Source organism: Anaeromassilibacillus sp. An250, from assembly GCF_002159845.1.
In the GTDB taxonomy this organism is placed as follows: Bacteria; Bacillota; Clostridia; order Oscillospirales; family Acutalibacteraceae; genus Anaeromassilibacillus; species Anaeromassilibacillus stercoravium.
In genome coordinates, this window is the sequence record NZ_NFJK01000002.1 from 1 (window position 1) to 21810 (window position 21810).

The 21810-nt window shown below is 56.2% G+C and carries 17 protein-coding genes; 11 read left to right on the forward strand and 6 right to left on the reverse strand.

Going from position 1 to position 21810, the window contains the following annotated elements; all coding sequences use genetic code 11:
• The coding region (locus B5F54_RS01665; protein ID WP_140400304.1) for an ATP-binding cassette domain-containing protein at nucleotides 1-203 on the reverse strand (203 nt) is incomplete at its 3' end.
• A 372-nt stretch (nucleotides 204-575) separates the two neighbouring features.
• Here B5F54_RS01665 and B5F54_RS01670 point away from each other — a divergent pair.
• Complete coding sequence (locus B5F54_RS01670; protein ID WP_087229616.1) at nucleotides 576-1007, forward strand: MarR family winged helix-turn-helix transcriptional regulator; 432 nt, start codon at nucleotides 576-578, stop codon at nucleotides 1005-1007.
• Between the two features lie 133 nt (nucleotides 1008-1140).
• Here the strand turns inward: B5F54_RS01670 and B5F54_RS01675 are convergent, their stop codons facing one another.
• Nucleotides 1141-1383 (reverse strand): helix-turn-helix domain-containing protein, encoded by a 243-nt coding sequence (locus B5F54_RS01675; protein WP_087229619.1) that lies wholly within the window; start codon nucleotides 1381-1383, stop codon nucleotides 1141-1143.
• A 217-nt stretch (nucleotides 1384-1600) separates the two neighbouring features.
• Between B5F54_RS01675 and B5F54_RS01680 the strand changes: the two genes are divergently transcribed.
• From B5F54_RS01680 to B5F54_RS01690, 3 genes are all read left to right on the forward strand, one after another.
• On the forward strand, nucleotides 1601-5359 hold the full coding sequence (locus B5F54_RS01680) for a phosphoribosylformylglycinamidine synthase (RefSeq protein WP_087229622.1): 3759 nt from the start codon (nucleotides 1601-1603) through the stop codon (nucleotides 5357-5359).
• A 61-nt stretch (nucleotides 5360-5420) separates the two neighbouring features.
• Nucleotides 5421-6620 carry an alanine racemase gene (gene alr, locus B5F54_RS01685; RefSeq protein ID WP_087229625.1) on the forward strand — a complete coding sequence of 400 codons (1200 nt, stop codon included), beginning with the start codon at nucleotides 5421-5423 and terminating at the stop codon, nucleotides 6618-6620.
• Between the two features lie 154 nt (nucleotides 6621-6774).
• Nucleotides 6775-7113 (forward strand): GIY-YIG nuclease family protein, encoded by a 339-nt coding sequence (locus tag B5F54_RS01690; RefSeq protein ID WP_087229628.1) that lies wholly within the window; start codon nucleotides 6775-6777, stop codon nucleotides 7111-7113.
• A gap of 72 nt (nucleotides 7114-7185) precedes the next feature.
• Here B5F54_RS01690 and B5F54_RS01695 read toward each other — a convergent pair whose 3' ends face one another.
• Nucleotides 7186-7428, reverse strand: coding sequence for a helix-turn-helix domain-containing protein (locus B5F54_RS01695; protein ID WP_087229631.1), 243 nt, complete (start codon nucleotides 7426-7428; stop codon nucleotides 7186-7188).
• A 127-nt stretch (nucleotides 7429-7555) separates the two neighbouring features.
• On the opposite strand from B5F54_RS01695, the gene B5F54_RS17245 reads away from it, so the two are divergent.
• Nucleotides 7556-8026 (forward strand): hypothetical protein, encoded by a 471-nt coding sequence (locus B5F54_RS17245; RefSeq protein ID WP_140400305.1) that lies wholly within the window; start codon nucleotides 7556-7558, stop codon nucleotides 8024-8026.
• Between the two features lie 101 nt (nucleotides 8027-8127).
• On the opposite strand, the gene rbr is transcribed toward B5F54_RS17245, so the two are convergent.
• From rbr to B5F54_RS17990, 3 genes are all read right to left on the reverse strand, one after another.
• Nucleotides 8128-8670 (reverse strand): rubrerythrin, encoded by a 543-nt coding sequence (rbr, locus tag B5F54_RS01705; protein ID WP_087229637.1) that lies wholly within the window; start codon nucleotides 8668-8670, stop codon nucleotides 8128-8130.
• 192 nt (nucleotides 8671-8862) lie between these two features.
• Complete coding sequence (locus B5F54_RS01710; RefSeq protein ID WP_087229640.1) at nucleotides 8863-9759, reverse strand: PHP domain-containing protein; 897 nt, start codon at nucleotides 9757-9759, stop codon at nucleotides 8863-8865.
• 183 nt (nucleotides 9760-9942) lie between these two features.
• A complete protein-coding gene (locus B5F54_RS17990) occupies nucleotides 9943-16065 on the reverse strand; it encodes a glycoside hydrolase family 97 catalytic domain-containing protein (protein ID WP_172749502.1) in 6123 nt (2040 codons plus the stop codon).
• A gap of 379 nt (nucleotides 16066-16444) precedes the next feature.
• Between B5F54_RS17990 and B5F54_RS01720 the strand changes: the two genes are divergently transcribed.
• Genes B5F54_RS01720 through B5F54_RS01745 form a run of 6 tightly spaced genes read left to right on the forward strand, consistent with a single transcriptional unit; the run spans nucleotide 16445 to nucleotide 21727 of the window.
• Nucleotides 16445-17041 carry a hydrolase gene (locus tag B5F54_RS01720; protein WP_087229647.1) on the forward strand — a complete coding sequence of 199 codons (597 nt, stop codon included), beginning with the start codon at nucleotides 16445-16447 and terminating at the stop codon, nucleotides 17039-17041.
• A gap of 16 nt (nucleotides 17042-17057) precedes the next feature.
• Entirely contained in the window at nucleotides 17058-17747 is a 690-nt protein-coding gene (vanR, locus tag B5F54_RS01725) for a VanR-ABDEGLN family response regulator transcription factor (RefSeq protein ID WP_087229650.1), read from the forward strand.
• A complete protein-coding gene (locus tag B5F54_RS01730; protein WP_087229653.1) occupies nucleotides 17737-18909 on the forward strand; it encodes a sensor histidine kinase in 1173 nt (390 codons plus the stop codon). Before vanR ends, B5F54_RS01730 begins: the two co-directional genes overlap by 11 nt.
• Nucleotides 18906-19958, forward strand: a complete 1053-nt coding sequence (locus B5F54_RS01735; protein WP_087229656.1) for an ABC transporter substrate-binding protein — start codon at nucleotides 18906-18908, stop codon at nucleotides 19956-19958. The genes B5F54_RS01730 and B5F54_RS01735 overlap by 4 nt, the downstream gene beginning before the upstream one ends.
• Entirely contained in the window at nucleotides 19927-21003 is a 1077-nt protein-coding gene (locus tag B5F54_RS01740) for a FecCD family ABC transporter permease (RefSeq protein WP_242969610.1), read from the forward strand. Before B5F54_RS01735 ends, B5F54_RS01740 begins: the two co-directional genes overlap by 32 nt.
• Nucleotides 20951-21727 (forward strand): ABC transporter ATP-binding protein, encoded by a 777-nt coding sequence (locus B5F54_RS01745; protein WP_087229662.1) that lies wholly within the window; start codon nucleotides 20951-20953, stop codon nucleotides 21725-21727. The genes B5F54_RS01740 and B5F54_RS01745 overlap by 53 nt, the downstream gene beginning before the upstream one ends.
• Nucleotides 21728-21810: the final 83 nt, after the last annotated feature.

A 21810-nucleotide genomic window follows, 5' to 3' on the forward strand; every position in this document is an offset into this window, starting at 1 on the left:
TTCTTCCCATCCAGGATGATTTCGCCGCCATCCTCGTGGTAGATGCCGAACAAACACTTCATCAAAGTCGATTTTCCCGCGCCGTTTTCGCCCATCAGGGCATGTACGCTGCCGGGGCGCACTTTTAAGGTGACCCCATCCAGCGCTTTCACGCCAGGGAATACTTTGGTGATGTTGTTCATCTCCAGCACGTATTCACCCATTGCATCAGTCCTCCTCCCATTGCTTTCTTCTTCATGCTTTTGTAACTCCTCGCAGGATAAAATTAGCGGGTCATACAACTATAATATATAAGAAAACACCTAATATATAGCTATATTAACCTGTTTTGTATATAAATTAGTTGCATAACCAATCAATTAAATTATAGGAACAAAAAGCAGGGTTGTCAATATAAAATAAAAAGTTGTAGGAAGATCGAAGAAATTCGTAGACTTTTAGAGGATAAGTTTAAACCACTAAAACGATAAAAGTGATAGAGTCGAATTTTCATTGACATTCTTTTTCCGTTAAGCTAAAATTTAAAGGAAGAGTTTATAAAGGAGCAAATATCCTCGCTATTGGAGGGAAAATGGATGCATGGGCCGTATTGGGATTACATTAAAATTTTTTCCGTTATTTATTGGCAATCACAGAGTTTCTGTGCCAAAAGGCTGAAAGACTTGGGGGTCACCTGCGGGCAATTTATGTACATCCTTTGTATTTGTGATAATCCTGGGATCTCCCAGGAGAAGGTTGCGGAAAGCACTTGCATCGACAAGAGCACCGTGGCAAAGGCCGTACAGCAGCTTCTGCAAGGCGGGTTTATCACGCGGCAGATCAGCGCGGAGGACCGGAGAGTCAATGAATTGTATCCCACAGAAAAGGCGAAGGAGATCTATCCAAAGATTGTGGAGATCATCGATAGCTTTAATATGGGGCAGCTCGAAGGTTTAACCGATATCGAGCGGGATATCTTTATGCGCCTGCTGCAAAAAGTCTTTAATCATGTGAAACCAAAACCATAGGATATACATATATAGAATCATAGAAAAGGGAGGACGCACACTGGTGCGTCCTCCCTTTTTCAGCGAACCCGTTTAACGGCGAGAATCCCCGGTACCGCCATAGGCCGGTTTTCCAAAGAACCGGCGGGTTTGTTTATGGAAGCCACGGGCGGCGCTTCTTTTTGGGCGGATAGGGCGCCCGTTCGTCCGTCAGCTCCGCCAAGTAGTCCATGCTGGATTGGTAGAAGCTTGCCAGACGAACAAGAATCCCTAAAGGGACACGGGATGTTCCATCTTCGTATTGGGCGTACGTTTCCGACGATATATGTAAAATCTTTGCAACGCCCTTTTGCGAAAGGCCGCATTCTATCCGCAATGCACGCATACGAGAAAGCATTTCTTTCACCTCCTCAGCTATATTAATAAAGTTCTTCGGAATGTGGAAAGTTTTAAGGGGAATTCCCTTGCGTAAAGATTTTGCGATGGCTTTAAGAGGGAAAGAGACGAAATTCCGCGGTTCGTCCTCTTTATTAAGCGCTGCAAATATGCTATGATATGAATATCAATATCTGCCTGGCCGGTGGGACGGTGCAGGTGGGGAAACGGGGGAAACAATGTCTGACGTAATCAGAGTATTTGTCGAAAAGAAACCCGGCTTCGACGTGGAAGCACAGCACATGAAGGCGGACCTGGTGGAAAACCTGGGGATGCCGGTCGAAGATTTGAAACTGCTGAACCGGTACGACGTTTCCGGGTTGAGCCGTGAAGAGTTCGAGGCCGCACGCGGCACCATCTTTTCCGAGCCAAATGTCGATACCGTTTATGACGAGGAATATCCGCTGCCCGAGGGATATTCCGTTTTTGCCATGGAATACCTGCCCGGCCAGTACGACCAGCGGGCGGATTCCGCTGCACAGTGCGTGCAGCTGCTCACCCAGGGCGAGCGGCCGCAGGTGGTCACCGCCCGCGTGATTGCGCTCAAGGGAGACCTGGACAAGGAGAAGCTGGATAAGATCAAGAATTACCTGGTGAACCCGGTGGAGAGCCGCCTGGCCTCCCTGGACAAGCCCGAGTCCCTGGACATGCAGGCGGATGTGCCGCCGGATGTGGCGCGCGTGACGGGCTTTATCTCCTGGGATACGGACGAAATGGCTGCTTATTATGAAAAGATGGGCTTTGCCATGACGATGGAGGATTTGCTCTTCTGCCGCGACTACTTCAAAAACGAAGAGAAACGCGATCCCAGTGTGACGGAACTGCGCGTCATCGATACCTATTGGAGCGACCACTGCCGTCACACCACCTTCTCCACACGCCTGGAGCATATCAAAATTGCAGAGGGCGCGCTGAGTGAGGCAATCGAGGAAGCGTTGCAGGCATACTATGACGCCCGCAAGGAGGTTTATGGGGAAGATACCGACCGGCCGGTGTCCCTGATGGATATGGCAGTCATCGGCATGAAGCTGCTGCGCAAGCGCGGCCAGATCCCGGACCTCGACCTCAGCGACGAGATCAACGCCTGCTCCATCGAGGTGCCGGTCACAATCGACGGCAAAGAGGAGAAGTGGCTCGTCCAGTTTAAGAATGAGACGCACAACCATCCGACGGAAATCGAACCGTTTGGCGGCGCGGCGACCTGCTTGGGCGGCGCGATCCGCGACCCGCTGTCCGGGCGGGCGTATGTCTATCAGGCCATGCGCGTGACCGGTTCCGGGGACCCGCGCGTCCCGTTTGAAGAGACACTGCACGGGAAACTCCCAACCCGCAAGATCACTACCGGCGCGGCCAGCGGCTACAGCTCCTACGGCAACCAGATCGGCCTGGCGACCGGCCAGGTCACCGAGCTGTACGACCCCGGTTATGTGGCGAAGCGCATGGAGATCGGCGCGGTGATCGGCGCCTCCCCGAAGGAGAATGTGGTGCGCGAGCAGCCGCAGCCGGGCGACATCATCGTCCTGCTGGGCGGCAGCACGGGCCGTGACGGAATCGGCGGTGCGACCGGTTCCAGCAAGGCGCACACGGAGAAATCGGTCGAGGTGTGCGGCGCCGAGGTGCAGAAGGGCAACCCGCCCACCGAGCGCAAAATCCAGCGCCTGTTCCGCGACCCGAAGGTCTCCCGCCTGATTAAACGCTGCAACGACTTCGGCGCAGGCGGCGTCTGCGTGGCCATCGGCGAGCTGGCGGATGGCCTGGAAATCGATCTGAACAAAGTCCCGAAGAAATATGAAGGCTTGGACGGCACGGAACTGGCGATCTCTGAATCCCAGGAGCGTATGGCGGTCGTGCTGGCCCCGCAGGATGTGGAGGCCTTCTGCGCCGCCGCTGCGGAGGAGAACCTCAACGCGCAGGTGGTGGCCGTGGTCACCGAATCGCCGCGCCTCAAGATGGAATGGCGCGGGGATACGATCGTCAATATTGCGCGCGCCTTCTTGAATACAAACGGTGTGACGCAGCGCACGGATGTGGAAATCGAAGCGCCGGACCCGGATGCGTACTACCGTAAGCAGGTTCCGGAGTGCCTCAAGGGGAAGCGGCTGGCCGAAGCCTTCCAGGAGAACTTGGCGCGGCTGGAAGTTTGCTGCCAGAAGGGGCTTGCCGAGCGCTTTGACGCGAGCATCGGCGCGGCCACGGTTTTGATGCCGTTCGCAGGGAAATACCAGTTGACGCCGGAAGAGGCGATGGTTGCGAAGCTGCCGGTGATCCATGGGGAGACGGACGACGCCACAGCGATGAGCTATGGCTACATCCCCGGGATTGCGCGCTTCTCACCGTTCCACGGGGCTGCCTACGCCGTCGTGGAGAGCCTTTCCAAGCTCTGTGCAGTGGGTGCAGACCCGCTCAGCTGCCGCCTGACCTTCCAGGAATATTTTGAGCGGCTCCGCACGGACCCGAAGCGCTGGGGCAAGCCGGCGGCGGCGCTGTTGGGCGCGTTGTCCGCCCAGCTCGGCATGGGCCTGCCTTCGATCGGCGGCAAGGACAGCATGTCCGGTTCGTTCGAGCAGATGGACGTGCCGCCCACGCTGGTCAGCTTTGCCGTCGCAATGACGAAGGCGAGCAAGACGATTTCGGCGGCGTTCCAGCATGCGGGGTCCCGCGTCGTGCTGCTCCCGCTGCCGGAGGACGCCAAGACCATGCTGCCAAACTGGGAGCGTTTGAAGAACTACTATAAGAGAATTGGAGAAAAAATCGCGGATGGGTCCATCCTTTCCGCATCGGTCGTCAAAGAGGGCGGCGCGGCCGCAGCGGTGGCAAAGATGTGCTTCGGCAACGGCATCGGCTTTGACTTCGATACGATGGACGAGGGAATCCTCTTTGCGCCCCTGTCCGGCAGCATCATCGTAGAGCTTGCGCCGGATGTGCCGTTTGAAAATTCGGCCGCGGTACTCTTGGGCAAAACCGTAGAACCGCAGGCCATTCAAATTGGCGGCGAGGTTCTCCCGCTGCAAAAGCTGGTGGAGAGCTGGACCGGTACGTTGGAGAAGATTTTCCCGAATCAGGCCCCGGCGGTCGCTTTGACAAAGGACGTGCCGCTCTATACGGCGCGCAATACGCAGGCCCCGGCGATCAAGGCTGCCAAACCCCGTGTCTTTATCCCGGTATTCCCCGGGACGAACTGCGAGTACGACACCGTCCGCGCGTTCGAAAAGGCGGGTGCGGAGACCGACGTCCTGGTGGTGCGCAACCTGTGCTCCGCGGACATTGAAACGACAATTGAACGCATGGAGAAGGCGATCCGCAACGCGCAGATCATCATGCTGCCCGGCGGGTTCTCCGGCGGCGACGAGCCGGACGGCTCCGGCAAGTTCATCGCAACCACCTTCCGCAACCCGAAAATCGCGGAGGCGGTCATGGACCTGCTCAAAAACCGCGACGGCCTGATGCTCGGCATCTGCAATGGCTTCCAGGCGCTCATCAAATTGGGCCTTGTCCCCTACGGCGAGATCCGCGAGACGAGCGAAACCGCGCCGACCCTGACCTTCAATACGCTGGGCCGCCACGTGTCCCGCATGGTGTATACGCGCATCACGTCGGTGAAATCCCCGTGGTTTGCCGGCTTACAGGCCGGGGATGTGGTGACGGTGCCGGTATCCCATGGCGAGGGCCGCTTTGTGGCGGACGACGAAACGCTGGCCCAGTTGGCCGCCAATGGCCAGGTTGCCACGCAGTACGTGGACCTGGAGGGCAACCCGAGCGGCGACATCGCCTGGAACCCCAACGGTTCGGTTTGCGCGATCGAAGGCATCACCAGTCCGGACGGGCGCGTCCTGGGCAAGATGGGCCATTCTGAGCGCAAGGGCGAAAACCTGTACCGCAATGTGCCGGGCGAGAAAGATGCACGTATTTTTGAATCCGGCGTGGCATACTTTAAATAAATATAGAAGCGGATGGGGCGGTATCCGCCAGAATCGAAAACAGTAGGAGCGAATTAGAAGGATGAATGACTTTTTCAGGCGCACATGGGCGGAGATCGACCTGGACGCCGTCGCACATAACTATCATCAGATCAAAGACCGGCTAAACCCAGGCACAAAGGTATGCTGTGTTATCAAGGCGGACGCCTATGGGCACGGAGCGGAACTTTTGGCGCGCGAATATGAGGAGCTCGGCGCGGACTGGTTTGCCGTGTCCAATTTGGAAGAGGCGATCCAGCTGCGCAACGCGCAGATCAGCCTGCCAATCCTGATTTTGGGGTATACGCCGCCGGAGTCGGCAGCGGAACTGGCCCATATGGATGTGGCGCAGGCGGTGCTTTCTCGTGAATACGGGGAGCGCCTTGCCGCCTGCGCGCGTGAGGCTGGCGTCACCGTGCGCGCGCATATCGTGGTGGACACCGGCATGAGCCGGATTGGTTTTCTATATCAGAACCCGGAGCGGGACGCGGATGCGATTGAAGACATTGCGGAGGTATGCGGGCTGGAGGGCTTGGATCCGGAAGGAATCTTCACCCACTTTGCCGTGGCAGATGAGGGAAACGACGGCCGTGGCTACACCCTTATGCAGCTCGACCTTTTTTTAAAGCTAATCGATCTTTTGGCCCAGCGGGGCATCACATTCCGCCTGCGCCATTGCGCCAATTCCGCAGCGGTTCTGGACTATGCGGATGCACAGCTCGATATGGTCCGTCCGGGCATTATCCTCTATGGCTTAAATCCGTCCCGTTCGATCAAAGAACCGCTTGATCTGCGCCCGGTGATGCAGCTCAAGTCCATTGTCTCGATGCTTAAAACCGTGGAGCCGCAGACCAGCATCAGCTATGGGCGGCGCTTCACAACGAAACAACGAACCGTGGTTGCGACCGTGCCGGTCGGCTATGCGGATGGGTATCCGCGCCACCTCTACCACCGCGCCAGCGTGCTGGTGAACGGCCAGCGCGCCAAGATCATCGGCCGCGTCTGCATGGATCAGCTGATGGTGAACGTCACCGATATTCCCGGCGTGAAAGAGGGGGATACGGTTACGCTCTTTGGGCACGACGGGGATGCGTTCCTCTCAGTGGATGAACTGGCTGGTTACAACCATACCATCAGCTATGAGCTGGTCTGCTTGCTGAGCAAGCGCGTGCCGCGCATCTACTATCGCGGTGGGGAAGCGGTTGCAGAGCTGGACTATCTCTGCTCCGGAAATGGCAGATAAGAATTTCAAAATGGAGAAGCAAAGGGAAAACGGGGTTCTGTCCGGTTTTCCCTTTTACTTTGGGATGTGCGGGCAGTGTGCCCTGGAACGCAGGCTGAGGCATCTGAAAGCGATGCAATATCAGAAAGAAATCTTAGATAGGTGTGGTTGATTCATGGACAAAAACGACCGGCGCGCCATTTGTACGGCGTATAAAGAGCGAAAAGGCCTTGGCGGGGTCTACAGCATCACCAACCGCGTGACGGGAGAAAAGCATCTGTTTTCAACGCCCAATCTACAGGGGGCGGAAAACCGTTTCGAATTTATGGTGCAAACGAATGGATGCACGGTTCTGTCCATTCAAAAGGAGTGGGCGTCCTATGGGCCGGATGCATTTTTCTTTGAAGTGTTGGAATCGATGGAACAGGGCGAAACGCAGGGTGCGCGCGAGTTCCGCGAGGACGTGAAAGCGCTGGAAGAGCTTTGGAAGGAGAAACTGGCCGCCGCAAAATGAGCCCAAATAGAAAGAGACCGCTGGAGAGCATTCTCCAGCGGTCTTTTGTGTTTCAAATGGTAGTTTTGTCCTTTATTGCACTTCTGGTTCTATATGTTCGAACAGATCGTCGTCAAAAAATTCCCGAAGGGTGATTCCGATTCCATCGCATAGCTTCTGTAGGGTGACAACGCCAGGATTTTGGCTTTTGGTATTTAGAATGCTGTAAACGGTTGAAGGGGAAATACCAGCTTGATTGGCCAGTGCGTTGATTGCAAGATCGTGTTCTGCACAGAGTCCCTGAATTCGTTTGGCAACTGCCTCTTTTGCATTCATACAAATCCTCCATCTTCGATATATCGCATATTTAGTGTATGAATGCTTGCGATATTATGTGTGGGATATATCCCAAATCATAAAATTGTGCTATGATATGGGATATATCGCACACAAGGAGGGAAATATGTCTGTTTGTTGCTTTGCCGGACATCGAGATGCAGAAGAAACCATACGCCCTATATTAGACGAGTCTATAAAATGGCATATACTTACAAAGGGAGTAACTGAATTTTTGGTTGGAACCTATGGGAACTTTGATCGGATGGCTTCAGCGTCTGTTTTAGAGAGGAAGAAAGAATATCCTTATCTTCGATTAACGCTCCTAGTCGCTTATCCACCTGCTAGGAAAAGAAGCTTTTTGTCTGGATATGACCAAGTGATCTATCCCGAAGGGTTGGAACTGGTGCCGCCCAGGTTTGCTATTCCGGCGCTAAATCGCTATATGCTTGAAAAATCCGATTATTTGATTGCGTTTGTGAAGCGAAATTGGGGAGGCGCGGCACAGACACTCAAAAACGCAAGACGGCTGGAAAGACAAGGGAATTTGGTTGTTACCAATCTGGGAGAAAAATTGGAACGCAATATATCCGGGTAATGGATTGAATGATAAAGCATATAACATGCAAGAAGCCGCCAGAGAAAGCTCCGGCGGCTTCTTACTATGTAGACATAAGGGGATATAAAAACCTGATTTTATCAATAATTCTTAGCCAAGAGCTGGAAATAGGCCTTCGGATGCGCACAAACCGGGCAGATTTCCGGCGCTTTCTTACCGATGACAATATGGCCGCAGTTGGAGCACTGCCAGATCATATCGCCGTCTCTGGAAAAGACCAATCCCTCTTCCACGTTCTTGAGCAAAGCGAGGTAGCGGGCCTCATGCTCCTTCTCGATCTTGCCGACCATCTCAAACAGGGCGGCGATGCGGGGGAAGCCCTCTGCGCGTGCATCCTCTGCAAAGCTGGCATACATATCGGTCCACTCGTAGTTTTCGCCTGCGGCAGCATCCTTCAGGTTCGTGGCGGTATCCGCGATTTCCCCATCGTGCAGGAGTTTAAACCAGATCTTTGCGTGTTCCTTTTCGTTGTTGGCGGTCTCTTCGAAAAGATTGGCGATCTGCACATAGCCTTCTTTGCGCGCCTTAGAAGCGTAAAACGTATACTTATTGCGCGCCTGGGACTCGCCTGCAAATGCAGCCATCAAATTTGCTTCCGTTTTGGTACCCTTGATGTTTTCCATAACAAATCCTCCTTGAAATATTTATTAATAATAGGAGTTAATATTATTTTTATGCCTATATTTTACCTGCAAAGGGAGGTTTTGTCAAGGGGGATTTTTTAAAAAATGAGAATAATTCTTGATTTTAGGTAAAAGACTACTCTGCTTAGCGGGGAAAGGGATGCGGCATCCATATAGATGGCGTCAACTTTCTCATAGCTTTGTAGGTGGAAGCTTTTGCAGTGCCTCCTGCAATCCACGCAGTAGCTCTGCCTCCTGTCCGCCACAGTTAAAACCGCCCAGAGTGATGCCCGGCTTGATCTTTCCGTGAAAATCGCTACCACAGCTGACAGCTACGGAAAGCATCTCCGCCTGTTGTACATAGAAAGTAACCTGTTCGGGGGAGTGGTAACTGCTGTACGCTTCGATCCCGCGCACCCCTTGCTCCACAATGCCGTGCAACAAGGCAGTGTCCTCGTGGATGTTGTTTCCCGGATGCGCCAGCACGGGCAACCCGCCCGCGGAACGGACTAGGGCCACGGCTCCCTCTAAGCTTTGAAAGGCGACCGGCACATAGCCGGGCTTCCCCTGTGAGAAGAAGTCCCAATAGATGTTGACATAGGGGTTATCGCTGCGCGCGCCGCCCGGCCGGTAGGGGAGAAGGGCGGGGTTTTCCGGGTCCTGGACCAGGGCTGCCTCGGCGATCATTTCCCCTGTGACAATGCCGCCCTTTTCCCTGCGGAGGGGCTCTGCATCAAACTGAAAGCCCATCGAGTAGGCAAGTTGGATGCGCTGTTCCCCGGCAAGTTGTTCCTGCTTCTGAATCGCCTGTTCCGTTTGGGAAAAGCCGGGGTGATCCGGGTCGATCCAATAGCCCAGCAGGTGCAGGTCGATCCCTTGGTAGGTACAGTCCAATTCCACGGCGGGGATGCATTCGATTCCCAAGGAGGACGCATGGCGCACAGCGCGTGCGATGCCGCGGGTGCAGTTGTGATCCGATACAGCGGCAACGCGCACGCCGTTTTGGGCGCAAAGCTCCATCAATTCTTCCGGGGAATAGGTGCCGTCGTCGCTAAAATGGGTATGCATATGAAGGTCTAACCAGCTCATAATGGTCTCCTTTCCAGATAAGGAAATTTCCAATGGGTTCTTATCTCAGTATAGAGGAAATACAGAGAAAAACCAAGCGCGCTTTTCTCGCGAGGCCCAAACAGGCCGTCCATACAAAAACCTCCCGGCACGTCGAAAAACGTACCGGGAGGCAAAGAATCCGTGGCTTATACGAAGAAACGATTATTCAACAATCGTTGCAACGCAGTGACGGACTGCGTTCTGGTTCGGCATGGTGGTGTAGATACCGGAGGAATCGCCCACTTTGCCGGTGGCCCAGATGCGGAAGTAGTAGTCGTTGCCGTCCTGCCGTACGAACTGGGTCTTGAATACGCCGTCCGTACCGCTGACGAAGAGCGGCGTTGCGCTGCTGCCGTCAATAACGGTCATCTTGAAGGTGTATGCCTGCCCCTTCTTGATGGAGAGGGCGCCAGTCGTGTCGCTGCGGACAGAGCCCTCCTGGACGTTTGCCGTAAAGGTGGAGGATGCGCCGTTCAACGTGACGGTGATGGTGGATTCGCCCATGGCAGCGCCGTTCAGCTGGAAGCTGTAACCGTCCGCTGTCTTGGTGAGGTACTGTACCGTGACATTGGCATTGTTCGCCGTAACCGTCGGAGCAGTTGCGGAGGTTGTTTGGACGTTAAAGACAAAGCGCTCCCCGACGCGGAACAAGCAGCTCTTGGTTGTGTCGTCCAAAGTGAAGTCCGGCGTTGTAACGGTTGTGGTCGAGGAGGTTGTGCTGCCGGAAGAGCTGCTGGAACCACTGCCAGAGCCGCTGCCGGAATTGCCGGAGTCCTCAACCAGGCTGTTGATTGCAGCGGACAGTTTGGTCTCCATATTGCGGATCGTTGCCTCCGCTGCGGGGTCGTCCTCTGCCAAGGTATTGTCGTCCAGGACCTTCTGCGCCTCTGCCATCACGTTCGCAAGGTTCTGATAGCTGGCAGCGGTATAGTCGCTGGCATCGATGGACTGTGCAGTCTCCATCAGTTCCTTCAGATGGTCCTTGTTGGCGATCTTGCGCAGGGCGGTGATGGCTGCATTCAAAGCATCGGCTGCTGCGTCCACCTCTTCCTGCGTGGCACTCGGATCGTCATAGACTTTCTTCGCATTCTCCAGGGCCGCCGTGAATGCATCCTGGCCTTCCTCGATGTATTCGCTCAGGTCGATGGACTCAGCCTTTGCGATGACGGTTGCAAGCGTCGATTTATCTGCCTGATGGCGGACGTTGTCGATCGCTTCCTTCAGGTTCTCAACCGCTTCAGTGATTTCCGGTTCCATGGCGTCGCGGTTGTCATAGACCTTTTGCGCTTCTTCCATGACCGCCTTCAGCTCTTCGATGCTGGAAGGATCAAGGCCCTCGGAAGCTTCGATGATTTGGGCTGCAATGTCGAGCTGGATTTTCAGTTCGGTCTTATCGCCGGCCTGGAAGTCGAGGTAGTGGATTGCATCGAGCAATTCGCCCCAAGCGTCGTTGATCTGCTGCTGGGTGACTGCAACGGTCTCGGAAACCGTCTTTGCCTCAGCAAGCGCTTTTTCGAATTTCTCTTGGACACTCGGTACAGCGCCCGCAACTTCCTCGTCCAAGGTCTCTGCATAGTCGATCAGCGTGTTCAGAACGCCCTTGCTCACGACCGTGAAGGAGAAGTCCAGGGATTCCGCGTCCGCCCCCTTGACCGTGTCATAGGTGAACTCGGCCGTGTCCGTGATCTCCTGCGGCTCGCCGTTCAGGAGCACTTCGCTGAACTCGCGTCCATCCATAGAAGGTTTAAAGGAGAGGTTCAATTCCGTTCCCTCTTCGAAATCGCCGGCGTACTTGCCGAGCAGGTTGGCGATGGTCTGCTCTTCGCCGTTGAGCGTGAGCTCTGCGTTTGTGCCATAGTTGACCGTGAAGCTGGTGCTCTCTTCTTTCTCGGGAGCCTCTGCAAAGGCAATCACTTCGCCGTTTACCGTAAAGTCCTCAAAGGTTGCCGGAAGAGAACCGGTCTTCCGATTGCCATCGACGGCATACAGGCCGATCTTGAGGTCGCCGCTCAAGCCCGACATCTCGACCGGGTCTGCGATCGGCGTCCAAGTCTCGTTGTCATAGCTGTAGAAGGAGGAGAACGTGGTGCCTTCCTTCACAACCTTGAGATAGACGGTGGCATCCTTATTGGCATCCGGGGTGGTATGCTCAGAGAAGCTGCCATTGTTCATGACAAAGTCCGTGAAGATATTGCCGCCAAAGCCGCTGTGATACCGCTTGTATGCGCCATAGATATTGTCCGTATCCTGGTAAACAATGATGCCCGCGGTCTGGTAGTCGCCATTGGGAATGAAGTCGAGCTTCGTGGTGACGGTAAAGTCGCCCTCGGCCGGGGTCAGCATGACGTTCTGTGCATTGTCGGTGCCGGTGTAGAATTCGCCGGGCTGCGTGGTGATCGTGATGGAATGCTCGTCATTGATCGTCCAATATTCCGGATCGTTGCGGATAATGCTCCAATCGTCCGTCAAGACCAGATCCGCCGGTTCGATCGTGACTTCGCAGGAGGCGGTCACTTCGTTGTTGAAGCCGGTCATGGCGGTGATGGTCACGGTGCCAGCCTCATATGCGGTAATCTTGCCGTTCTCGTCGACGGTTGCGATGTCCGGATCACTGGACACCCAGGTAATCGGATCTTGGGCCCCTTCCGGTGTGACAGTGGCCGTCAGCGTAGCCGTCTCGTACTGCTTCATGGTCAGTTCGGTCTGGTCGAGCGTGATGCCGGTGGCTTCGATGTATCTATTGGCAAACGGGACGGCTTCGCCGTTGATGGTGAAGTCCTCAAAGGTAGCCGGCAGGGAACCGCTCTTGCCGTTGCCATCGACCGCATACAGGCCGACTTTGAGGTCGCCGGTCAATCCGGAGACGTTCAGCGGATCGGCAATCTGCACCCACTCGGAATTGTCATAGCTGTAATATGCGGTAAAGGTGGTGCCCTCTTTGACGACCTTCAGATAAACAGCCGCATCCTTATTCGGGTCCGCCTTGGTGTGCTCCGAAGCACTGCCGTTATTCAAAGCAAAGTCGGTGAAGATATTGCCGTTAAAGTGGGAGTGATAGCGCTTGTAAGCACCATAGAGATTTTTGTCATCCTGATAGACGATGATACCTGCCGTCTGGTAGTCCGCGCCCGGTACAAACGTGAGCTTTGTTGTGGCGGTGAAGTCGCCCTCCACCGGCGTCAGGAAGACGTTTTCGGCATTGGCGGTATTGCTGTAATACTCGCCCGGCTTAGTGGTGATGGTGATGGAGTTTTCTCCGTTGAGTTTCCAGTTCTCCGGATCGCTGCGGATGATGGACCAATCGCCGGTCAGGGAGAATTCCGGACGGCGCACGGTGACGTCGCAGGTCGCGGTGACGTCGCCGTTGATGCCGGTGGCAGCCGTGATGGTGGTGACGCCCGGCTTCAGAGCAGTGATTTTGCCGTTTAAGACCGTGGCAACCTCTGGATTGCTGGAGGTCCAAGTGACGGTATCATATTCCACGTCCTCCGGGGTGAAGGTAACGGTCAGGTTAGCTGTCTCGTTCGGCTCCATCGTGACCTCGCTTTCGCTCAGCGTGATGGATTCTGCCTGGCTGGGCATGTTCCGGAGGATCTTGATCATCGCGCCGCCGTGCTCGGCCATCGGGATGGTCAAAACCGTATCCTTGTTGACGGTTTCCACGCGGGCCGTGATGTCGTCCACGGTCTCGCCGTCTTCATAGATAAAGGCATAGTAATCGCCCTCGCCGAGGAAGTCCAGCTTAAACTCCGCCGTGCGCTGCTCGTTGCAGATCAGGCCGAGGTACCAGTTTTCGCCGCTTCTGCGCGCGGTGTTGACATATTCGCCCGGCTCGCCGGCCAGCAGCTTGGTCTCATCCCACTGGGTCGGGAAATTCTTGAAGAAGTCGCAGGCGGGGCTGTTGAGATAAGCCTCCGGACGGTCAGCAAAGCACTGGATGCCGCTCTCATAGGTGACCGTCAAAGCGCCCATCTGTGCGATGGTCATCTGTTTGCGCGTGTTGGTGCGGTGCGAGAACATCGGCGTATAGTCCGCCGGCCCAACTGCACAGCGCATGAACGGCAGCATGCAGTTGTGGTAAGCGCTCACATCGGCGGGACGGAAAAGGTCCTGCTCTGCGCCAAAGATTCCTTCGCGGCTGAGGGCGTTCGGATACGTCCTGCGCTCGCCGGTGGTCTTATTTGCGCCGTGGATGTTGATAAACATATGGTTTTCCGCTGTGAGCTGCATCAGGCGGATATAGAACTGGATATAATCCTGGGACTGGGAATTGAAGAAGTCCGGTTTAATGCCCTTGAAGCCCATGTCCGCCAGCTCTTTGATGCGGCGCTCCGCTTCGTCGCCCTTCTTCAAATCGTTGTGGTTCTGCCAGGCGATCAGGCCGATGCCCTTTTCATTGGCGTAGCTGATCAGATCCTCGGTCCAATCGTAATAGCCATAGTAGGCGAATTCGCTGTGGCCCTGGCTGCTGCCTCTTGGCTGCCAGCCTTCGTCCAGGAGCAGGTATTCCCAGCCCATTTCGGCGGCAAAATCGATGTATTTCTTATAAACGTCCGGGTCGCTGGTGGATTCGCGGTTCAGCCAGGTCCAGGCAGTGACGCCGGGCTGGATCCAGGAGGTGTCCTCCAGCACATTGGCCGGGCTCAGGTTCTCCGCCATTGTATTTTCAGCAATGTCTGCACTGGTGCCGATGACGGCGAAACGCCACGGGGTCGCAAACGGGGCGGTGGTGTTGATAGCAGATCTCTGCTCGTTGGAGAATACAATGTCGAGGCGGCCGTTCGGGTTGCCGATGATGTCCGCGCCGCAATATTCGCCGTGCAGGCCCGCTTCGGAAATCAAAGCATATTCACCAGTGGGCGTCTTGTACAGCAGCGGCATGCAGTACCGCTCATTGAGCTCGGAAAGCTGTTTTTCTTCTTCCACTTGCTCGTTGTGGTTGATATACGGCATGACATATGCCGTGGAACCCTGCGGGATCTGCAGGGAGGTATTTTCAGAGGAAATCGTGATGGGCGTGCTTTCATCTTCCGCTGTGATCTGATACTTAAAGGCAATGCCGTCGTCATAGGCGCGCACGATAACGCTGAAAGTGACGCCCTCGACGCCTTCCTTCGTAAAGTTGAGCGTGGTCTGGTTCGCATGGTTTTCCACCTGCGTCACCTTGGCGCCGATCAGCTCATACGGATCGTTGATCTCCTCGTCGACGCGGTCGACAAAGCTCAGCTCAGAGAAATCGCCCAGGCTGGTGGTCAGCCCCACATAGGAGTTGTCCACAACCAGGTTGTTGTCCTTAAAGGAAGCATAGGAGATCTTCCCATCATGCAGGGCAAAGAGAGCCGTAATACTGCCGTCCGGCGATGCGATCTGCCAGGAAGAGGCCGGGTCGCCCTTGCCGATGATGAGATCCACGGTGGCCTCGCGGACAATATCCCCCTGCGTCAAAGTGCAGGTGATGGTCACAACGCCGTCGGAAACGCCTGTCACAACGCCTTCCGGGGATACGGTCGCAATGCCGTCATCGGAGCTCGCGTAAGCAGCGCTGAGCGTATCCGAGGGGATCACGGCGCCGCCGATGGAATATCCCACCGGGGTCAGCTGCGTGGTCTTTCCGATTGGCAAAACAGACTGCTGTGCCGTGACTGCTGCGGAATCCAAGGTGGTCTGGATCTCACGGTCGCAGAGGATCTTGGCGTCGCACCAGAGGCTGTGGTCGCAGATGGTGGAGCCGTTTGTGCCATTGTCGGTCTTCAGGGTCAAGGTCTGGGCGCCTTCGGGGATCTCGACATCCACGAACTGCTGCGCTTCGAGCCCAGAAAGATCATCGATGTGGTATTTTTCTACACCGTCAACTTCCACGGTGAACCCACACTCGCCATATTCGCCGTCATATGAGGAGTCCGCCTGAACGCCTATGTACGCTTGGAACGATTTGGCGCCCTGGTTGGAAATGTCATAGACGATTTCGGAAGCAGCATGTGCGCAAATACCTTTCTCATATTCGATGATGTCCAAGTTTTCATTGCGCAAACGCAAGGGCTTGCTGTCGATGTCTTCGTCGATGCCTAAGCTGCTGCCGAAGCCGACTTCGAAGCTTGTCGGGTCCATATCGCTCAGATAGAGCGCAATGTCGCCTTCTTCATCTTCCATGACAGCAGTGACCGCATGGTTGGCAGCGGGTACAACTTGGGCCGCTTGTGCAGCGAATACCGGCGTTGCTCCGGCAGCAACCATTTGTAGGGCAAGTGCTACTGCGATAAAAGATCGCACCGTCTTTCTTTTCATGGTTTCCTTCATTTCCTTTCTTTCAAATTGGTTTTCTCCTTCTCTAAAAAGGATGGGACCCCCTTTCCAATGTCTGTCCTTCCCGAAAAAATTAATAGCCGATTCGATGGAATGCAAAGTTGATGAATCCTTCTGATTTTTGAGATATTGTATAATTTTATATAAAAAACACTCTTTATTCCATCGATTCTTGTGGTTATAATAGCACGGACATTGTGTAAAATCAACAGATGCAATTATAAATGAGATAAAAATACATAAAATTGAAACAAATTTCCATATGCGATTTCGCTGCCTCCGATCGCCTTTACAGGCACGTGGCTTTCCAGTATAATGGGAAAAGATTGACGGAAAACCCTAAAAGGAAGGCGGGGCATATATGGGATCGAGCTATCAAGAAGAATTCGAAGAAATTTTCCGCAGCAAGGTCACGCGGGAAGGGAGCGCGGCGTTTTTGGAGTGGCTTTCCAAGACGGACTTTTTTACCGCGCCGGCCAGCACCAAATTCCACTGCGCTTGTCCCTGCGGCCTGGTGCAGCACAGCGTCAGCGTATACCGCACCATGATGGAGCGGTACTTTGACCCGGAGACGGACAGCGAGGAGAGTTTTGCGATCTGCGGCCTGCTGCACGATGTATGCAAGGCGCAGTTCTATAAGGAGGGCACGCGCAACGTCAAAAACGAACAGACCGGCGCGTGGGAGAAAAAGCCCTATTATATGATCGAAGACAGCTTCCCCTATGGGCACGGGGAAAAGTCCGTATTCCTGATTGAGCGCTTCCTGCGGCTCAAGACCAGCGAGGCAATCGCCATCCGTTGGCATATGGGCGGATTTGACGATGCAGCGCGCGGCGGCAGCTTCGCCATCAGCCAGGCATACGACCGCTATCCGTTGGCCGTGAAGCTCCATCTGGCCGATCTGGAAAGCACCTATCTGCGTGAAAAAGGCACTTCCGTAGTGCGTGCACAGCGGTAATTCGGAGGCGAAACACATGCCGGATATTTTGGTGGTCGACGACGAACAGGAGATCGCGGACCTGGTGGAACTCTATTTAAAGAACGAGGGCTATACCCTATATAAATGTTACGACGGCGCACAGGCGTTGGAGCAGATTGCGGCGCGGCCGTTTGACCTGGCGATTTTGGACGTGATGCTGCCGGAGACCAGCGGGTTTGATCTTTGCCGCAAGATCCGGGAGGCCTATACCTATCCGGTCATCATGCTGACCGCGCGCACCGAGGACATGGACAAGATCACAGGGTTGACCATCGGCGCGGACGACTATGTGACAAAGCCGTTCAATCCGTTGGAGTTGGTGGCGCGCGTCAAGGCGCAGCTCCGCCGTTCCACGCGCTATAATGCGGGAGCCGCGCCGGAATCCCATGTGATCGACTTTTCCGGATTAGAGATCAACAAGGATACGCACGAGTGCAGGCTCTACGACCAGCCGGTTGACCTCACCCCGACGGAGTTTTCCCTGCTGTGGATGCTGTGCCAGAACCGGGGGAAGGTGCTATCCGCGGAGGAGCTCTTTGAAGGCGTCTGGGGGGAGAAGTACCTGGACTCCAACAACACCGTGATGGTGCACATCCGCCGGTTGCGCGAAAAGCTGCACGAACCTGCGAGAAATCCAAAGTTCATCAAGACGGTCTGGGGGGTGGGGTACAAAATTGAGGGATAAATACACGCGCCTGAAGATCAAAATGGTGCTGGAATTGGCCGGGGTCACCCTTCTGACGGCTGTCCTGGGGGTCCTTCTGGTGCATATCGTGGTGGACGGGATTTTCCAAGCGCCATTTGCCGATATTTTTGTCGGGTTTTGCCGGAATATCTTGGGGATCAGTGAAGAATTCGCCATTTCCCTCTATCGGAATATTTTCCAGCAAAATAAATCGTTCTTTTTGGTCTTGGGGTTCTTATTCCTGCTGGCCATCGCGGTCTACCTCGCCATGTCGCGCATCAGCCGGTATATGAACCTCATCAGCGAAGGGTTGGACGAGGTGCTGGACGACGGGGGCAAGCCGATTTCCCTGCCGCAGGAGCTCAAGCCGATGGAAAACCGGCTGAACATGCTCCGGGACCGGCTTCGCAGGCGGGAATATGAGGCGAAGGAGGCGGAGCAGCGCAAGAACGACCTGGTGGTCTACCTGGCGCACGATCTCAAAACGCCCCTCACGTCGGTGATCGGCTATTTGAGCCTTTTGAACGACGAAAAAGAGATTTCCCCCGCCCTCCGTGAAAAATATACGGGCATCGCCCTGGACAAGGCCGAGCGGCTCGAAGGGCTGATCGACGAATTCTTTGAAATTACGCGGTTCAATTTGCAGGGGATTGAGCTGGAGCGGTCGCGCGTCAATTTGACGCGCCTGCTGAACCAGCTTGCGGATGAGTTCTATCCGGTGTTTGCCGAAAGCAGACTCACCTGTGAATTGGAAATCCCGCAGGGCCTGGAGGTGTTGGGCGATGCGGACAAGCTTGCCCGCGTGTTTGACAACCTTCTGCGCAACGCCGTCCACTACAGCCCAGAGGGGGCGAAGCTGGCGGTTTCTGCCCGGCGGGACGGCGCGCAGGTGGATGTGTTTTTCCGCAACACCGGGGCGCGCATCCCACAACAGCAATTGGAGCGGATCTTTGAGAAATTTTACCGCCTGGATTCCGCGCGTTCCAGCCGGACGGGGGGCGCGGGGCTTGGCTTGGCGATCGCCAAGGAGATTGTGGAGCTGCACGGCGGCACGATCGCCGCATCCAGCAGAGACGCTTATACCGAGTTCCGCGTTACCCTTCCGGCCGCGCCGGATGCAACCCATACAACGACATTGAAAAAGGAGCAGTTCAACCAATGAAATACCGAACGATTGGAAAAGCCGCTGTAGCGCTTTTGCTCGCCGCAGCGCTTCTTTTTTCCGCTGTGGGCTGCGGCCCGCAGGCGCAGACCGTCCCCGAAACATCTTCCAGCTCTGCCGCGGCGCCGGAACCGGCGGACAGCCCGGAGGAATCCGCTCCGGAACAAGAGGACCTGCCGGTGGGCGTTATCGCGGAGACCGCAGACACCCTCACCTATGACGACATGCTGGCCGGGGAAGTCACCATTCAAAAGCGCCCCCAGCGCGTGGTGGTCATGCTCAATGCCGTGATGGAGCTGTGGTACATGGCGGGCGGCACCGCTGTGGCGCGCATTGAAGGGGAGGACAACATCCCCGAGGAGGCGAAGGGTCTCCCGACCATCGGCACCATGAGCACGCCGAGCGTGGAGAAGATCGTCAGCTATGAACCCGACCTGGTGATTCTGGTGAACACGCTGACGAAAAACCGCGAGATCCAGCCCGCCTTGCAGGAGGCCGGTATCCCCAATATTTCGGTGCGCTATAAAGATTACCAGGATTTCTGCGATTTGTTTGAGCTGTTTACCCACATTACCGACCAGCCGGAGCGCCTGGAGGCGCTGGACGACATCCAGGCCCAGGTGGACGCGGAGATCGAACAGGTGCAGGGCAAGCCGGAGCAAAAAGTGATGATCCTCTATGCAACGGCCAAATACGTCAAGGCAGGCGTTCAGGACAGCGTGATCGGCGACATGCTCAACCGCCTCGGCGCGGTGAACATCATCGACGCAGAGGCGGCAAACGGGCAGTCCATGGTGGACTACAGCATGGAGAAGGTGCTGGAGAGCAACCCGGACGTCCTCTTCATCCAGATGGCAAACGGAGGGGAGAAGGCGGAGCAGAACGCCCTGGACGAGATCCAGAACAATCCCGCATGGCAGGAGGTGCGGGCTGTCCAGGAGGGCCGCGTCTACACCGTGCCGCGCGAATACTCCACGCTCAAGCCAAACGCCCGCTACCCGGAGGCGTTTGCCTACTTTGCGGAAAAGCTCTATGGCGATGCATCTTGATGGCGGCCATCGGATCGCTGCGCGCCTGACCGCGCTGACCCTGCTGGCCGGTCTTTGCGCATTGGCATTTCTTCTCAGCATCGGTGCGGGCGCGGTCAACCTGTCTTTGGGCGAGGTTTGGCGGGCCCTGTTCGTGGAGACCAGCGGCGTACGCCGGCAGATTGTCTTTAACCTCCGCCTGCCGCGCGCGCTGGCCGGGGCGATGGTCGGCGCGTGCCTGGCGGTATCCGGCGTGCTTTTGCAGGCGGTGATGCGCAACCCGCTCGCCTCTCCGAGCGTGATCGGCGTCTCCTCCGGCGCGGGCTTTTTTGGAATGCTGGCCATGGTGCTGGTTCCCGGGAACCTGTATGCGGTGCTGCCGCCTGCGGCCTTCTTCGGGGGGCTGGTCACCACCCTGGCGATTTATCTCTTGGCTTGGCGCAACGGCATCAACCCCACCCGCATGATCCTGGCGGGCGTGGCCACATCCACTTTCCTGCGCGCGGGCGTGGACGCCCTGATGGTGTTTTTTCCGGATCAGTTGGCCGGATTTGTCAGCTTTTCCGTGGGGGGGCTTTCCGGTGTGACGTGGCGGTATGTCTGGATGCTGCTTCCCTATGCGGCGGCGGGCCTTGCGTTTGCCGTCCTGCTGTCCCAACGGCTGAACATCCTGCTGCTGGGGGATGAAGCGGCGACCGGACTGGGCCTGCATGTGGAGCGGACGCGGCTGCTGGCGATCGCCGTCTCCGCCCTGCTCGCCGCCGCCGCTGTGAGCGTCGCCGGGCTGCTCAGCTTTGTGGGGTTGATCGCCCCGCACCTCATCCGGATGCTGGTGGGCACGGACGAACGCTACCTCGTGCCTGGGGCGGCGCTGGGCGGCGCAGCGCTGGTCATGCTGTGCGATACGCTGGGGCGCGTGGTTGCCCCGCCGATCGAGGTGCCGGTGGGGATTATCCTGGCGATCCTGGGCGCGCCGTTTTTCCTGTATGTCTTGAGGGGGAGGTCGAAACGCGATGTTGCAGGCAAAACATATTACCATCAGCTACGGCGCAAAAACCGTCCTTAAAGACGTCTCCCTCGACTTTGCGGCGGGCTCCCTCACGGCAATCATCGGGCGGAACGGGTGCGGGAAATCGACCTTGCTCAAGGCGATGTCGCGCAGCCTGATCCCGCAGGAGGGCGATGTCCTGTTGGATGGGACATCCATTTTCCATCAGAACACGAAAAAGCTGGCCCAGCGGCTGGCCATCCTCTCGCAAGGGGTGCGCTCCCCGGAGGATTATACGGTGCGGCGGCTGGTCTGCTGCGGGCGGTATCCCTATGCGGGCTTTGGCGGCCGCCTTTCCCAGAAGGATTTTGACGCCGTGGACCGCGCCCTTGCAGATGTAAACATCGCGCACCTCTGCGACCGCCCGGTGGAGACGCTCTCCGGCGGGGAGCGGCAGCGCGCGTGGATTGCCATGCTGCTGGCCCAGGAACCGGAGGTCATGCTGCTGGACGAGCCCACCACCTTTTTGGACATCGGCTGCCAATATGAGATTCTACGCCTGGTGCGGCGGCTCAACCGGGAAAAGGGCATCACCACCGTCATGGTGCTGCACGACCTCAATCAGGCTGCGCGCTATGCCGGCCGCATCGTGGTGCTGCGCGACCACGGCGTCTTTGCGGACGGTCCGCCGGCCTCCATCCTGACCTCGGACCTGCTCGCTTCGGTGTTCGGCGTCCAGGCACGCGTGCTGCTGGACGAGGCGGCGGGCGTACCGTATTACATCCCCCAGGAAATGGAATGAGGGAAAGGCTGCTGGGCAGTTTAATTTGCCTGTGCCGGCTTTTTTCGTTTGCTGTGCTGGGACGGCCAGGCCCATTTTAAAAT